Here is a 16207-nt window from a genome sequence, read left to right on the forward strand (position 1 = left end):
TAACTAAATAATCAAGTAAAACCGCTTAATAATTTGAGGCATTATGTTTCTTGATAATGCTAAAAAAAATAGAACAAACCTTAGAATTGACCTACATATGACCAAATTAACTGTAATAGATTTTTTTTGTGGAGCTGGAGGATTTTCTGAAGGTTTCAAACAACAAGATTATCAAATAGTTGCAGGTTTTGATCATTGGAAGCCAGCTGTTGAAACTTACAATCATAATTTTGGACTAAATTGCAGCCCCAAAAATATTCTTGATTTTGAAAATTCAATTGAGGAAATCGAAAAGATTCCGGATACTGACATAATACTTGGAAGCCCTCCTTGTGTAAGTTTTTCAAGTTCAAATAAATCTGGAAAAGCAGATAAATCTCTTGGAGTAAAACTTACAGAAACATTTTTAAGAATCGTTGCAGTAAAAAAACATAAGCCAAACTCTACCCTTAAAGCTTGGTTCATGGAAAATGTTGTAAACTCCAAACGCTATCTTCAAACTGAGTACACTTTTAAAGACTTGGGCTTGACGAATTGGGCCAATTCTCACAAGATTAGTCCTAATAAAATTGCAATTAATTTATATCAAAACACAACAATTGTAAATTCTGCTGATTACGGATCTATACAAGCTCGAAAAAGAGTTGTTTCTGGTGAAATTATAAAAAAGAAAAAACTTATAATTCCAAAAAAAACTCACAAGAGTTCTAAGGATAAAGGTAGTTTACCTATTTATCGATCTATAAGAGAAATTAAAGAAAATTTTCCAAATCCATTCGAGCAAAAATCAACAAAACAGATTAGTGATATAAATTACAATATTTCTATACCCAAAAATGAAATAACTGATCATTTCTATGATACTGGAATATATGAAGTTGAATGGAAATTTTCTAAATTTTGGAAACAGAATCATCCTTATATGGGGAGAATGTCATTCCCAGAAAACAATAATAATCCAAGCCGAACAATTACGGCAACAAAAATCGCGAATTCAAGAGAATCTATAATATATAAATCTGAGATAAGAAGAAAAGGTAATGGCGAGTATAGATTGCCAACAGTCAGAGAGGCAGCTCTTATTATGGGCTTCCCAATTACTTATCAATTTTTAGGTAGTGAAAACACAAAATGGAGATTAGTGGGTAATGCAGTATGCTGTCCAGTCAGCAGAGCTTTAGCTAAAACTGTTATTGAAACTCTGAAATTAGATAAACCTAAAGAATTAGTTGTAGGTACAATACCTAATCTTGAAGGTGTGAAGAATTTGAACAATTATAAAAGAAAGAAATTTGATAAGCCGCCTGTTAAGAAAAAAGGGGCGAGATTTAGGAGACACCCAATAAAAGACGGAAATCTTACTGTAACACTATCTAACTATGATATTGATCAAAATAGTAAAACTAAAAACAAGTGGTTTACTTCTATTCAATATGGTTCTGGGGAAGGCTTTCCGATACAAAAAGTAAAGGATGGATATTTTGAAGAAATAGAAGAGTTAATTACGAAATTTAAAAGTGGTAAAAAGTTTTTAAATATAATCAATAACGGCTTCACTGAAAAAATTGGAACTAAAAATCAACTTCAAGAAATGTATGAAAAGCAAGTTTCAATTAATAATTTAGAACAACCAACCGAACTAGTGGATCAAATTCAAGAAATATTAGACAAAGTAAAATGTCCTGATATACTTTTTGAACAAAACGGAACAGTTGTTTTTACCGAAAAGAATAAAGTCCCTTTAAAACAACTTTTCTCATTATACGCTATAAATAAAATATCTTCCATTGCCAATCAGAAATATACATGAATAAAGAAGTTAGAAAAGAAAAAATACAAGAAGTAATAAACAGTTGTAAAGACAGAACAGATTTATTGAACCACGAAATAATGTGGGAAGGAAGCTTAAAAACTGAAAAAGTTTATAATATTCCTCTTCCTTATCTTATTTACAATAAATACAATGGTAGAATTCTTAGTAGAACTAAATCCTTAGAAAAACAAAATCAAATTATTGATTTAGAAACAGAAGAAGGAAGAAATTTAATCGAAAAACTCCTTTGGGAATCTAAAATTGATCGGAACAAAAAAACATTACAAAGTTTACGTGATTTCAAACAACAAAAGGTTGGTATTATAACCAAAGATGGAGTTATTATAGATGGTAATCGAAGAGCAATGCTCTTAAACAAAATTGATCGACTAGGTACTTTTAAAGCCATAGTACTTCCTGTAACTTTAGAAGAAAACCCAATTGAAATAGAGAGGTTGGAAACAACTTATCAAATGGGTGAAGATGAAAAATTAGGTTACAACCCTATCGAAAAATACCTAAAAGCAAAACAAATATTTGATAAACTAACACCTAAAATTACGGAAACGGAAGCCATAAAAAGCATTTCCGATTGGATGGGTGAAAAAGAAAGTGAGGTAAAAAAGTATCTTGATACTATGGCTATTATGGATGAATATCTTGAATATTTGGAATATGATGGTATTTACACACAACTTGATAGTAGAGAAGATCAATTTTTATTCTTAACAAAATGGTTAAATAATTTTTACGGAGAGTCAAGCAAGAGAGCATTCGATGGATATTCAGACAGTGATGTTGATGACTTAAAATCTATAGCTTTTGACTATTTACGATTTAGGAATGAGTATGATGGTAAAGAATTTCGAAATTTAGCCGAAGGAAATCGAGATAAACATTTCTTTGGAGACAAAGAGATTTGGTCAAGTTTTAGTTCTAAACACCATGAAATAATTCAAAAAATACCTGAAGAACCACAAATTGATTTCAATTCTAAAAATCTTGAAAAACATTTAAACTCTAGAGACAAGTTATTCTTTGATAGTTCAAAGTTTGAAAATGATACAAGTGCGTTTATAGAAAACTTAAACGATCATAAATATAATATTGGTTATAATAAAGCTGCAGATGCTCCTGGTAAGTTAATAAAACGTGCTTCTCAAACCTTTGATGCTATTAGAACAGGCCATACTGCTTTTTCAGAACCTGAAATTCAAGATATGGTTAAAGAATTTGGAGATAAAGTATTCCATTCCTTAAACCAAAAATCACCTTTAAGAGTTTTATCTCATATTATTGAATTAATGGAGGCAATAGATATTGATAAAATTCCTGAAAATGAAGTCGAAGATGTTAAAAACAAAGCGAAACGAATTTCAAGTATTGGATATGAAATTAAGAGAAGTTTATAATGACTGCTTTCACAATTGACATAAATAATGAAATTAGTTCTTTTACCATTTCAGGTAACATTAATCAAATTGTCAAAAACAAAAGATTTCTTTTAACTTTAAAACGTTTAGGTTTTGGTATTAATAATGATACAATTTCAATTCCCTACGAAACAAAAACTCAAATAAAAATTCTTGATGAAATTCGTAACCTATTTGCGAAATTTGGTTTAGATTATTCATTATCTGAAAACATTGAAGCTGAATTAAAATCTTACCATAAGGAAGAAGAAAATTTCGAGTTGTTCACTGAAAACGCGAGAGCAATTAGAAACAATGAATTTAAGGGAAATGATAAACTAGTTAAGCAATTTGATGATTTTCAAAGTGTTTTAAAAATAAAAATGGATAGAGAGCTCTATAAGCTACAACTACTTTCTGCTTTTCACATGGCTTTCGCTCAAAACTCGTGTAATTTTGCTGTTCCTGGAGCAGGAAAAACCTCTATTGTTTATGGAGCTTATGCTTATTTAAAAAATTTGCCGAAAGAAGATTCTAAGCACGTTGATAAACTTATGATTATTGGACCTCTTTCCTCATTTGCTCCCTGGGAAAATGAATATTTTGAATGTTTTAGAGTTGAAGCTAAGTCTTTCAGAATGTCAGGTGACCCAAATGTTTCTATTGAAAAAAAACTAGAACACCTATATTCGCCAAATGCACCTGAATTATCATTAATTTTTCACGGAGGAGTAGATCGATTTCAAACTGACATTATAGACTTTTTGAAAAGAAATAAAACGATGGTTGTTGTTGACGAAGCTCACAGAATCAAAAACCCTGAAGGCGTTTGGGGAAGAAGTGTTACTGATATTTCTAAAGAAGCAGTCTCAAGAGTTATACTTACTGGGACACCAGTGCCAAATGGATATCAAGATATTTTTAATCTATATAAATTTATTTATCCATTCAAATTCAAAGAAATATTAAAGTTCCATTATCACAACCTAGAAGATATGACTTCTAACAGTTCATTAGATTCTAATCGTGTAAAAGAATTAAAGGAAAATATTTCTCCATATTTTATACGAATTAAGAAAGATGATTTGAATCTTCCACCAATAGAAGAAACTTATGTTCAAATTGAAATGGCTCCTTATCAAAGAGAAATTTATAACTTTATAGAATCTCAATATATCGAACATTTTAAAGAGGATAGTTCAGCAACAGTAAAAGATATATTAAACAAAGCAAAGTTAATTAGGCTAAGACAAGCGGCAACCAATCCTTCACTCCTTTCCAAAACACTAAAGGACTCATTAGAGAACAACGAATTAACAGGAGAGTTTGATCCTAATGCAATTTTCACAACGGATACTGATGAATTTATAAATGACTCTGAATTTTTTAATAAAATAACAAATTACTATAACCTTGAAGTTCCGAGAAAATTTAATACAATCTTACACACTTTACAAAATGATATTTTTGCTGAAAATGGAAAAGTTATTATCTGGACTATATTTATTCAAAATGCTCTTGAATTACAAGAGTATTTAAAGACTAACAATATTGATTCTAAACTTCTTATCGGTCAAATTCCACAAGAAGAAAGGGAAATAACTATAAAAGCATTTAACGACCCAAAAAATAATGAATTTAGTGTAGTTATTGCAAACCCGTTTTCTGTTGCAGAGTCTATTTCACTTCACAAAGGCTGTCATAATGCAATTTACCTTGAAAGAGATTACAATTGTTCTAATTTCTTGCAATCTAAAGATCGAATCCATAGGGTTGGATTGGACGATAATCAAATTACGAAATATTATTATTTCGTTTCGACCAATTCCATTGATGAAGTCATAAATTCAAGACTTCATTTGAAAATCCAACGAATGGAAGAAATAATAAATGATGACATTCCATTATTTAGACAAATTGACAATAATGACGAAACTGATATAATTAAAGAATTAATTGCTAATTATGCTCAAAGAACTTAGACATTATAGCAATTTTGGGACTCCAAATTATTTCTTTGAATTACTTACCACTCTAAAAAACAAACAAAACGTAAGTTATTTAAGAAGTGATATTGAAAAGTTATTTTATAACAAAATCATTGATGGTAGAAGTGTGTTTGATGGTTGTTTAGAATTAGCACTAAAAATAGATATACTTCAAACTTCAGATAATATTGTCACTATAAATGAAGGGATATCAAATTCTTTAAATAGTGTTAACCAAATGATAGACAAATTTAACGAGTTTCTATTCCTGGCGTTAAAAAAGGATGAAGAATTTCATAAAATATTTTGCTCCGAACATTTATCTCACGATATAATTTACAAATCACTTCAAATTAACAATGCGGCTTTTGGACTAAAACACTCAAATTTAAAACAATTATTAATTGATTTTAGAACAATAATGAATCATCCTACTCCTGAGATTAATTATTTTATTATTAATACTCGATACAAAAAACTATTTGACAAAACTGTTTTACCAGAAATAAAAAAGAGAAAAATTGGGATTGAAGAGTTTCGAAAATCTATGGAACTTCAACAAATTTATGGAGAAGAAGCTGAAAGATTTGTTATGGATTACGAAACAAAAAGACTTAATAATAAGAAAGAGATAGATTGGGTTGCTGAATATATAGTTAATGAAGGCTATGATGTTGCTTCTTATGATAATGAAAACGACGATATCCCAAATAGATTCATAGAAGTAAAATCTTATGATGGTGATACTCCTTATTTCTTTTGGTCAAGAAACGAATATCTTACAGCAAAAAGAAAGCAACAAGAATATTGGATATATCTTGTAAATCGAAAAGAAATGAACAATAAAAACTATGAACCAATAATGAAACAGAATCCATACGAATCAATATTAAAAGATGATATTTGGGAGAAACTAGTTGATAAATATAAAATTGAATTAATAAATGTCAACCCTTAAAACCATACACATTCGCAATTCGCGCCAGTCAACGCTGCAACCAAAAATTGCAAAAGGGTATTACTTTATCAGTAAAATAAACTAACTTCGTTCTACGTCGGATATAAAACATTAAAACGTTTTCATTTCCGCCTTAGTTGTAAACAATTAAAACAAAACCAAATTAAACAATATAAACCCCAATTTATTAATAAATTTTTATGGCAAAATATTTAAGAACTTCAAGTATAACTGCAGAATTAGAAAACTTAATCAGAGATGCAAGAAAGGAACTTTACATCATAAGCCCTTATCTAAAACTTTCTGACAATATGAAAGAATTATTAAATGACAAAGAAAGAGAAAAAGTAGATGTTAGAATCATTTTTGGAAAACAGGAACTTGCACCAACGGAAATGAGCTACTTGGAAAAGTTAAAATATGTAAGATTATATTTCTCTAAAAATCTTCACGCAAAATGTTACTTGAACGAAAACAAAATGATTATTGCATCAATGAACCTCTATGAATTTTCACAACAACATAACCGAGAAATGGGAATTTTAATTGACACCGCAAATGAGGAAGATAAAGAAGTTTATGAAGATGCGTCAAGTGACATAGAATCAATAATGCACAATAGTGAGGACTTTTCATATATACAAGCACCACAAAAAACCATAATTGAAGAAAATAAAACCGATAATTCTAATGGCAAAAGCAAAGTGCAAAATTATTCAAATTCAAAATTATTGACCACTAAAGAATTATCTCAAAAGACAGGATTGAGTAGCCGAAAAGTTAATTCTTGGTTTGTGGACAATAAATTCATGTACAAGAAGGATGATGACTGGTATGCTACAAAAAAAGGAAATGAAATGGGAGCAAAACAAATGGAAGGCTCTTATGGAAAGTTTATTCTTTGGCCAGAAGAATTGGCAACTGAAATAAAAGAATAAAAACTGTTTACAACACCGGCTATAGTTCATTGCTTCCGACTTTCCTCTCGGAAAGTCCTCGCAAATTTGCTATCTTCAGTTTAGGGCGGAAAATCCTCGCGGATTTTCACGCAACGAAACCATAGTCAAACGCGTTAAACGAACAAAATACGCATAGCACAAACTACCGCCCCTGTCAAAATGACACCGCAACCCATCCAAACTTTCCGTAAAACCCATTGGCATATTTTTTGAAAATATACAGTTGTTAACGATTGTGTCATTTTAAAATATAAACCAATGAAAACAGTGTATCTTATACCGTTATTTTGTTTGTTATGTTTTAATTGTTCAGGACAAGACAAACAAAAAAGCGAAGCCCAAGCGCTTAAACCCGACGCTAATATTACCGTAAATAAAGAGTACGACGAGCATGGTAACCTTACCCGTTATGATTCTATTTACTCTTACAGTTACTCCTCTAACGGTAAGCTAAACGACAGTTTAAAACTGCAATTTCAGCAGCATTTTAACAACCATAACTTTTTTAACGATTCGTTTTTTGATGACTTTTTCGGAAAAGATTCGATTTCTGGAGGCGGTTTTTATCCCGATAATTTCTTTCAGAAAGGGTTTATGAACCACAACCAACACCTCCAACACATGATGAAGCGTATGGATTCTATTCAAAACCTATTTTTCAATAATTTTGATAGACCCATCATTCCTGCAGAACCCGAAAAGGTAAAACCCGAAACCAAAAAAACGGAGTTCAAGCAAATTTAGTTGGCTACCAATATTAAACAAGCTGGTGTGAAAGGGTATGAAACCGTGTTTAACTGCGTATGACAGCCTTAAACTTAAGACCATAGCTCTGGTGGTTTTGAGACTTAAAATTTAGTTGAGCGTTAGTTCCCATAGCTCGACAGTCTCAGCAGAACGCCAGGGCTGTTGTCTTTTGGTTTTATCAGAAGCTGCTTTTACAGATTTTTTGTGATAGTTTGCCAATTGAAATCGCCCACCTTCCGCCAGTTCCTTAACTATAGGATGTGACGTGGTGAGACCCGAAATTTGCGCCAAATTTGAAAACAATAGCACCAACTTACCGTTGGGTAAAAGACGTTTTTGGGCTTCTACAAAAAATTCAGGAAATAGCTTGTCATTGTAATACATGGCTTCATCTATGTTATTTATAACCTGAGATGTTGGCAACCAAGGCGGGTTGAATACAATCAATTCGGTTTGATGTTCCCACTTGCCAAAAAATGCTGCGAAATCCAGTTCTATTTTTCTCGACAGTTTCGTGTCTTCGATAAACGATGTTAATCCAACAATAGCATTTGGATTGGTATCGGTTCCGAAAACCTTTTGAAAACCGTGTTTCAACATTTGAAAAGCCAATACACCAGAGCCAATACCAAGGTCGATGGCATTTTTTTTAGGGCCTTCATAACGTGACAACCATTGGTCGAAAAGTACCAAATGATCAAACCGCGTTGGAAAATACGTGCCGTAATATGGATGTATTTTATTGCGCAATACGGGAATAACAATGCCATTTTTGTACCATTGCCACGAACTGTTAAGCCCTTGTATTTGAACAAAAGACAGTAAAAAATTGGGCGTTTCTGAATACAACTTTTTTAACCAACCAATAGATGGTGCTTTTTTTACGGTTAATTGATGGTCTGTAATTTGAATTAAAATAAGCTTTGATAATTTGTGAAATTCTGACCGATACGCACGCTGTTCTTGAAAAGTAGTGTGAGCCCGTTTGCTTTTAAGATGTACCGCTATAGCCTTAAGCAGCAACAAACCGTTACTGTAAAACTCTGAAATTAATAAGGGTTTGCCTGCCTCTAAAGTTTTTATGGCTTGCTTAACATTGGTACTGCCGTTAAACACGCGCAAAGGTTGTTTAAAAACAAAGGGAACGGGTTTGTTAACTTCAATATCTAATTTCATAGTTTCTTTGTATTGCGTGAGGGATTGCAACAGAAATCCCACAGCCTGACTGGAAGGAAGTGCGAGGAATTGCCGTGTAAAGCCCGACCCAAAAGGGGCACGCCCAAACTTTTATTTATACTTTGAATATCTGGCTTTTTAGTCATCATGATCGCACTTTATGCGGATACTGTGCTTCGCGATTCTGGAATGTCAGAATATGGTCTTTCACAATAACGCCTTTATCAATATTTATGGCATTTTTAATGGTGGTGTTTTTTTGCCACTGCTCGCGACCAGAAACCACAGCTGGTAAGTGCACTAATAATGCAGCAGAAATGGATCTGGAGGCGCTTTCCCAATAATAACTTGGGGTATGATCTACGGCGTAGTAATCGATGTTATCTAATGCGATAATGGGTTCTTTAAAACTGGTTGGTTTGGCGAAGTAAAAGCCCATACCCTCGTCGCAACTAACATCGATAATGAGAGTTCCGGGTTTTAGTATTGATTTTTCTTCGGCAATAACGTAATTCATAGGATCGTTGGTATCTTGGTATGTGCCGTTTATGATAATTTCAGATTCGTGAATGAGGTCTTGCAGTGGGCGTTCGGTTCCGTCGTGTTCTACAACAATTAATCGCGCTTCGTGGTCTTGCCCTTTTCGTATTCTGTTATAATGCACATTGAGAACTTCTTCTCGAACTTCGTGGTCTGGTCTTTGAATGCAGATGGTAATATCTCTAAAACCATGCGCTTTTAAGGCATAAATAGCACCTCTGCTTACAGCTCCAAAACTAAATATGATGACTTTTCTTTGATTTCCGTAATGACCATCGATGCCTTTGAGTTGAAGCGCATGAATAACGGCACAATAGCCCGCCATTTCATTATTTTTGTAGAAGGTGTGTCTGCCCATTTGCCCATTGGGGTTCCAAACGTACATATCTTCGAAAGCAATAAGCGTTAATTTTTTATCGATTGCGGTTTGTGTGATATGGCTTTGCTGTGCACAATGTGGATAACCCCAAATGGTACCGCCATCTTTTACAGCTTCTAAATCGGATTGTAGAGGTTTGGCAATGATAACGTTTCCGATATCTGATAAAAGTGCATCTCTTGAGGCCACACCACCCGTTAAGGCTTCGATTTCTGAGTCTGAAACATGAAATGGTTTGCCATAACCCGTTTCAAAAATAAGTTGTTTGCGAATATGCTCGGGAAGTCTGTTTAAGTGTTCTGGATGAATTGGTACGCGCTTTTCGTCTTCTTTTTTTGAAGTACCAATGACGCCCATTTGTAATAAAGCCATGATTTTTTAAATTGAAACGAATGGCACAGTAATGACATGCGCAACACGTAAGATTACAATGAAATAGTTGTTATCTAGCAATCAGGCATTACATTGGCCACCAGAGTTTAATTAAAAAAACAAAGACTAAGGGTTAGTCTAAAACATTCGCAGAAGTATGGCGAAAGGATTATTAATTGTAACAAACAAATAATTCTATGCCAAAGATACTCTATTTAAAGCCAATAGCCTGACGATATGCAAGTAATCCCTTTAGGAGTTAAACAAAAAACATTGTTTTTTTTGATATTTAAATTTGTGCCGAATGTATTCTCAAGAAAGCCGCACCTTTATTTTATCCAGTTGAGTTAAGAATTGACCATTTTAAGCGTTAAATAAAAATTAAAACCAGCCTTAGCGCTGGTTTGTTTTTTATATTTGAACTTTAGCCAATCTAGATTATGCAAAAACAGTTACTTTACGTCTTATTATTTACTTTTTCGCTAGCGTTTACTCACGCTCAAAAACCCAAAACACCAGCATCTTCAGAGATTTACCAAGCCATACAAAAGCTTAACTTTTTAGGTTCGGTGTTATACGTGGCGGCGCACCCCGACGATGAAAACACCCGATTAATAGCTTACATGTCTAACCACGTGAAAGCACGAACCGCTTACCTATCGTTAACGCGTGGCGATGGCGGACAAAACCTAATCGGACCAGAAATAAGTGAGCTTTTAGGCGTGATTAGAACCCAAGAATTATTGGCAGCAAGAGGTGTTGATGGCGGCGAACAACGTTTTACCAGAGCCAACGATTTTGGCTACTCCAAACACCCCGACGAAACCTTACAAATTTGGAATAAAGACCAAGTGCTAAGCGATGTGGTTTTAGCCATTAGGCAGTTTAAACCCGATGTGATAATCAATAGATTCGATCACCGAAGAGCAGGAGAAACCCACGGGCATCACACCAGTTCTGCCCTATTGAGTCTCGAAGCTTTTGAACTTGCTAAAGATAAAACGGCGTATCCTGAGCAACTTCAACAAACCAGCTTGTGGCAACCCTATCGTTTGTTCTACAACACCAGTTGGTGGCGTTATGGCAGTCAAGAAGCCTTCGATAAACTAGATAAAAGCAATATGCTGAGTATCGATATTGGCACCTATTATCCGCTTAAAGGCGTGAGCAATAACGAAATGGCGGCATTAGCACGCAGCCAGCATTTAAGTCAAGGTTTCGGAACCTTAGCACAACGTGGCACACAACAAGAATACATCGAATTATTAAAAGGCGACCCACTTACCTATAAAACTGGCGTTTTTGAAGGTATTGATACCTCATGGAACCGTGTAAAAGGCGGAAAAGCGGTTGGCAATATTTTAAACAGTGTTGAAAAGAACTTCAATTTTAAAAATCCTGCTGCCCACCTTCCGCAGCTTGTTGAAGCTTACAAATGGCTGCAAAAAGTTGAAGACCAACACTGGAAAAACCAAAAAACCAAAGAACTGAAAGACATCATACAAATGTGTGCAGGCTTGTATTTAGAAGCTTCTGCCGAAACCAATTGGGCCACACAAAACGATATAATTAATTTGAATATTGAAGTGCTTAACCGTAGCGACTATCCTATGGTTTTGCAAAGCCTGAATAATGCCAAAGACCTGAATATCATAAAAAACATCACGCTAAAAAACAACGTGAAATACGATTTTAAAGAAGTGCTGAAAGTTGAAAGTGATGCGCAACCAACCACACCCTATTGGTTGAATACTAAGGGCACTTTAGGCATGTACCAAGTGGATGACGCCAATTTAATTGGCTTGCCAGAAACCCCACGAACCTACAACATCGATTTTAATTTGTTAATAGACAACACACCCATAACCTTTACCAAACCTATCATACAGAGGTATTCTAAACCCGATAAAGGTGAATTGTACCGTCCGTTTGAAATCATACCCGAAGCTTCCGCAAAAATTACCGAAAAGGTGATTATTTTAAATTCGGATGCGCAACGCGATATTATGGTAGTTGTCAAAGCCGGAAGAGACAACCTTGAAGGCGATGTTGAAGTTTGCCACCCTAACGACTGGAGCGTATTTCCTAAAAATCAAAAAGTGGCTATTTCGCATAAAGGCGAAGAGCAAACTTTGGTTTTTACGGTCATTCCACCCGAAAATCAAAGCGAAGGATTTATAAGTCCGATTGTGCATATTGGCGATGCCGCTTATACCAAAGAGTTGATTGAAATTAACTATGAACACATTCCGTTTCAAACGGTTTTACTGCCTAGTGAAAGTAAAATTGTGCGCTTAGATATTAAAAAACGTGGTGAAAACATTGGTTACATTCAAGGTGCTGGCGATGTGGTTCCTGAAAGTTTACAACAAATAGGTTACAATGTGCGTGTGATAAACCCAGAAGAGATAAATCCTGAAACCCTAAGCAGATTTGATGCTATAGTGGTTGGTATTCGTGCATACAATACCCTGGAAGATTTGAATTTCAAACAACAACAATTATTCGATTTTGTTGAAAATGGCGGTAATATGATTGTGCAATACAACACCGCGCATCGACTAAAAGTGGATGCATTAGCGCCTTACGATTTAAAATTATCGCGAGATCGTGTGACTGATGAACATGCCGAAGTACGTTTTTTAAATCCGAATCATGAAGTTTTAAACGCACCGAATAAAATCACAACTAACGATTTTGAAGGTTGGACCCAAGAACGTGGTTTATACTTTCCGGATTCTTGGAGTAGTGAATTTACACCTGTATTATCCATGAACGACCAAGGCGAAACTGCCAAAGATGGGAGTTTACTTATTGCCAAACATGGTAAAGGCCATTACATTTACACAGGTTTAAGCTTTTTTAGAGAGTTTCCCGCTGGTGTTTCTGGTGCCTATCGCCTATTTGCAAATATGTTGTCTTTAGGTAAAAACGACATCAAACCGAACACCAAACTAAACGATTAATTTATGGACGACGCACAAGAACCAAAACAAAAATGGCATAGGCTCTACTCTATTGTGCTTATTGCCAACGCCATTTATTTTATTGTGTTTTACCTCATCACCAAATCCTTTTAAAACATGCAAACTTTAAGTTGGATTGACTGGTCGGTTCTTGGTGCAACTTTAATTGCTATTGTGGCTTATGGCACGTGGCAAACCCGAGGTAGCCAAAATGTAAAAGATTATTTAAGAGGCGGAAACACCTCAAAATGGTGGACAATAGGTTTATCGGTTATGGCAACACAAGCCAGCGCCATCACCTTTCTTTCAACTCCTGGGCAAGCCTTTAACGATGGTATGGGCTTTGTGCAATTTTATTTCGGATTACCAATTGCCATGATCGTTATTTGCATGGTGTTTATTCCCTTGTATCATCGCCTCAAAGTTTATACCGCCTACGAGTTTCTGGAAAACCGTTTCGATTTAAAAACCAGAACCCTAGCGGCTATTCTGTTTTTAATCCAACGCGGATTAGCGGCAGGCATTACCATTTTTGCGCCCGCCATCATTTTATCTGTGGTATTAGGTTGGGATTTACTCACATTAAATATCGCCATTGGGCTTTTAGTGATTATTTATACCGTTTCTGGTGGAACCAGAGCTGTAAACGTGACTCAAAAGCATCAAATGGTTGTGATTTTTATTGGGATGCTTATCGCCTTCTTTTTAATTGTTGATAAACTACCTCAAGATATTACGTTTACGAAAGCTTTAGAAATTGCTGGTGCCAGTGGTAAAATGGAAGTTTTAGATTTTTCGTTTAGCTTAAATAACCGCTACACCTTTTGGAGTGGCATTATTGGCGGAACCTTTTTAATGTTGTCTTATTTCGGGACAGACCAAAGTCAGGTGCAACGTTACTTATCAGGGAAATCGGTTAAAGAAATGCAATTGGGTTTAATTTTCAACGGACTTTTAAAAGTGCCGATGCAATTCTTTATTCTATTGGTTGGGGTTATGGTTTTTGTGTTTTATCAGTTTAATGAAGCGCCTGTGAATTTTAATCCTACAGCAACGGAATTGGTTTTAAATTCGGAGTTTGCTGAAGAATACAAAGTCTTACAAAACGAGCAACAACAAATTTTTAGAGACAAGCAAAAAATAATTGAAGCTTACACCAGTTCCAATAATCCAGAGGTTGCCAAATTTATTGCAGCAGCTAATGCCGCCAATGAAGACATCAGACAAGAAGCCAGAACCCTCATTGATAAAGCTTCAGAAAAACAAGACCTAAAAGTAGAAAGCAACGATAAAGACTATGTGTTTATTCATTTTATTTTGAATAATCTCCCACGCGGATTAATAGGCTTATTGCTCGCGGTTATTTTAAGTGCTGCCATGTCGAGTACCGCCAGCGAATTAAACGCTTTAGGCTCTACAACAGCCATGGATTTATACAAACGAAATACCAGCGAAAAAACCGAATCCGAAATGGTTGCAGCTTCTCGTTGGTTTACCTTTTTATGGGGCATTATTGCCATTGGCGTTGCTTGTGTGGCGAATCTTGCTGAAAACTTAATACAGTTAGTCAACATTATTGGGTCTATTTTTTACGGGAATGTTTTAGGTATTTTTCTATTGGCTTTCTTTTTTAAATTTGTAAAAGGTAATGCGGTTTTTATCGCCGCTTTAATAACGCAAGTATTCGTGATTGTACTGTATTTTTTAAACGAATACGAATACATAAATCTGCCATTTTTATGGTTGAATTTTGTAGGCTGTATGATCGTTATTGCAATTGCCTGTTTATTACAAATAGTAACACCAAACAACAAAACAGCACATGGCTAAAACCATACATTGGGGCATTATAGGATTAGGTAATATCGCCCACAAATTCGCAACCGATTTACTAACCGTTGAAGGCGCTAAACTGTACGCCGTAGCCTCAAGAAATCAAGAAAAGGCTGATACGTTTGCAAACAAATACAAGGCTCCAAAAGCTTACGACACTTACGAAGCCTTAGCCAAAGACCCGAATATTGATGCCGTTTATATTGCAACACCACACGCATTACACCATGAAAACACCATACTATGTTTAGAGCATGGTATTGCCGTTTTATGCGAAAAACCTTTTGCGATGAATGCCGATGAAGTGGAAAAAATGATTGCAAAAGCCAAAGAAAAAAACGTGCTGCTTATGGAAGCACTTTGGACCTACTTTTTACCACATTACCAGTATGTTTTAAAAGCACTCAAGAGTGAAACTTACGGAAAGGTTTTAAAACTAGAAGCCGATTTTGGTTTTAACCGACCGTTTGATGATACCTCCCGACTATTTAATAAAGCATTAGGTGGCGGAAGTTTATTAGACATTGGCATCTACCCTATTTTTGCGGCGCTTTCCACTTTAGGGAAACCAAATACTATTGAAGCCGAAGCGACTTATTTTGAAAATGGTGCAGACTCGTCTTGCCATATGGTTTTTGATTATGGTAAAGACGTAAAAGCCAATTTAAAAAGTACCTTGATTGAAGACACCGCAACGGAAGCCATATTTTATTGCGAACGTGGTACCATTAAAATAAATACGATGTTTCATATGCCCACGACGGTAACGTTAATTCCGAAAACAGGTACAGCTGAAACTATAGATTTTAATTACAAGACTATTGGCTACAACTACGAAGCCATACATTTTACTAAACTCTTACAAGAACGAAAAACCGAAAGCGATGTGATGACTATTGAGTTTAGCCGACAACTTATCAAGACTTTAGACCAGGTTAGAAACCTCATCAATTTAGAATATTAGCCAACTAAAAGTGTAGTTTTTACGACTTTAAGTCATTTTTATTTGTCTAAATGTAAAGTTTGTTTTACTTTTGTTACATCAATCATTTTAATCATTTAAA

Annotated in this window: 11 protein-coding genes; 9 read left to right on the forward strand and 2 right to left on the reverse strand. The window is 34.7% G+C overall.

Going from position 1 to position 16207, the window contains the following annotated elements:
- Positions 1–97 precede the first annotated feature (97 nt).
- From BUA46_RS05395 to BUA46_RS05420, 6 genes are all read left to right on the forward strand, one after another.
- Positions 98–1810: a DNA cytosine methyltransferase gene (locus BUA46_RS05395; protein WP_143148076.1), complete on the forward strand. Its 1713-nt coding sequence runs from the start codon at positions 98–100 to the stop codon at positions 1808–1810.
- The gene (locus BUA46_RS05400) at positions 1807–3225 is read left to right on the forward strand and encodes a hypothetical protein (RefSeq protein ID WP_019387280.1); all 1419 of its coding nucleotides are present in this window, start codon (positions 1807–1809) and stop codon (positions 3223–3225) included. The genes BUA46_RS05395 and BUA46_RS05400 overlap by 4 nt, the downstream gene beginning before the upstream one ends.
- Complete coding sequence (locus BUA46_RS05405; RefSeq protein WP_019387281.1) at positions 3225–5207, forward strand: DEAD/DEAH box helicase; 1983 nt, start codon at positions 3225–3227, stop codon at positions 5205–5207. Before BUA46_RS05400 ends, BUA46_RS05405 begins: the two co-directional genes overlap by 1 nt.
- Positions 5191–6171, forward strand: a complete 981-nt coding sequence (locus BUA46_RS05410; RefSeq protein WP_019387282.1) for a protein NO VEIN domain-containing protein — start codon at positions 5191–5193, stop codon at positions 6169–6171. The genes BUA46_RS05405 and BUA46_RS05410 overlap by 17 nt, the downstream gene beginning before the upstream one ends.
- A 200-nt stretch (positions 6172–6371) precedes the next feature.
- The gene (locus BUA46_RS05415) at positions 6372–7109 is read left to right on the forward strand and encodes a phospholipase D family protein (RefSeq protein ID WP_019387283.1); all 738 of its coding nucleotides are present in this window, start codon (positions 6372–6374) and stop codon (positions 7107–7109) included.
- A 279-nt stretch (positions 7110–7388) separates the two neighbouring features.
- A complete protein-coding gene (locus tag BUA46_RS05420; protein WP_019387284.1) occupies positions 7389–7874 on the forward strand; it encodes a hypothetical protein in 486 nt (161 codons plus the stop codon).
- Positions 7875–7985: 111 nt separating this feature from the next.
- On the opposite strand, the gene BUA46_RS05425 is transcribed toward BUA46_RS05420, so the two are convergent.
- Together BUA46_RS05425 and BUA46_RS05430 are read right to left on the reverse strand one after the other, a co-directional pair.
- Positions 7986–9053 (reverse strand): methyltransferase, encoded by a 1068-nt coding sequence (locus tag BUA46_RS05425; RefSeq protein WP_019387285.1) that lies wholly within the window; start codon positions 9051–9053, stop codon positions 7986–7988.
- Positions 9054–9198: 145 nt separating this feature from the next.
- Complete coding sequence (locus tag BUA46_RS05430) at positions 9199–10344, reverse strand: N(5)-(carboxyethyl)ornithine synthase (protein WP_019387286.1); 1146 nt, start codon at positions 10342–10344, stop codon at positions 9199–9201.
- Positions 10345–10784: 440 nt separating this feature from the next.
- Here BUA46_RS05430 and BUA46_RS05435 point away from each other — a divergent pair, with 440 nt between their 5' ends.
- The 3 genes from BUA46_RS05435 (at position 10785) to BUA46_RS05445 (ending at position 16107) form a co-directional block, all read left to right on the forward strand.
- A complete protein-coding gene (locus BUA46_RS05435; RefSeq protein ID WP_019387287.1) occupies positions 10785–13310 on the forward strand; it encodes a PIG-L family deacetylase in 2526 nt (841 codons plus the stop codon).
- Between the two features lie 117 nt (positions 13311–13427).
- On the forward strand, positions 13428–15140 hold the full coding sequence (locus tag BUA46_RS05440) for a sodium:solute symporter family protein (RefSeq protein ID WP_019387288.1): 1713 nt from the start codon (positions 13428–13430) through the stop codon (positions 15138–15140).
- On the forward strand, positions 15133–16107 hold the full coding sequence (locus tag BUA46_RS05445) for a Gfo/Idh/MocA family protein (protein ID WP_019387289.1): 975 nt from the start codon (positions 15133–15135) through the stop codon (positions 16105–16107). The genes BUA46_RS05440 and BUA46_RS05445 overlap by 8 nt, the downstream gene beginning before the upstream one ends.
- Positions 16108–16207: the final 100 nt, after the last annotated feature.

The organism is Algibacter luteus, assembly GCF_900141715.1.
Lineage (GTDB): Bacteria > Bacteroidota > Bacteroidia > Flavobacteriales > Flavobacteriaceae > Arenitalea > Arenitalea lutea.

Excerpts from the sequence above, each read along its gene's own strand:
- BUA46_RS05440 (WP_019387288.1), top strand. The coding sequence starts at position 13,428 with ATGCAAACTTTAAGTTGGATTGACTGGTCGGTTCTTGGTGCAACTTTA.
- BUA46_RS05405 (WP_019387281.1), top strand. The coding sequence starts at position 3,225 with ATGACTGCTTTCACAATTGACATAAATAATGAAATTAGTTCTTTTACC.
- BUA46_RS05395 (WP_143148076.1), top strand. The coding sequence starts at position 98 with ATGACCAAATTAACTGTAATAGATTTTTTTTGTGGAGCTGGAGGATTT.
- BUA46_RS05420 (WP_019387284.1), top strand. The coding sequence starts at position 7,389 with ATGAAAACAGTGTATCTTATACCGTTATTTTGTTTGTTATGTTTTAAT.
- BUA46_RS05410 (WP_019387282.1), top strand. The coding sequence starts at position 5,191 with ATGCTCAAAGAACTTAGACATTATAGCAATTTTGGGACTCCAAATTAT.
- BUA46_RS05400 (WP_019387280.1), top strand. The coding sequence starts at position 1,807 with ATGAATAAAGAAGTTAGAAAAGAAAAAATACAAGAAGTAATAAACAGT.
- BUA46_RS05425 (WP_019387285.1), bottom strand. The coding sequence starts at position 9,053 with ATGAAATTAGATATTGAAGTTAACAAACCCGTTCCCTTTGTTTTTAAA.
- BUA46_RS05415 (WP_019387283.1), top strand. The coding sequence starts at position 6,372 with ATGGCAAAATATTTAAGAACTTCAAGTATAACTGCAGAATTAGAAAAC.
- BUA46_RS05435 (WP_019387287.1), top strand. The coding sequence starts at position 10,785 with ATGCAAAAACAGTTACTTTACGTCTTATTATTTACTTTTTCGCTAGCG.
- BUA46_RS05445 (WP_019387289.1), top strand. The coding sequence starts at position 15,133 with ATGGCTAAAACCATACATTGGGGCATTATAGGATTAGGTAATATCGCC.
- BUA46_RS05430 (WP_019387286.1), bottom strand. The coding sequence starts at position 10,344 with ATGGCTTTATTACAAATGGGCGTCATTGGTACTTCAAAAAAAGAAGAC.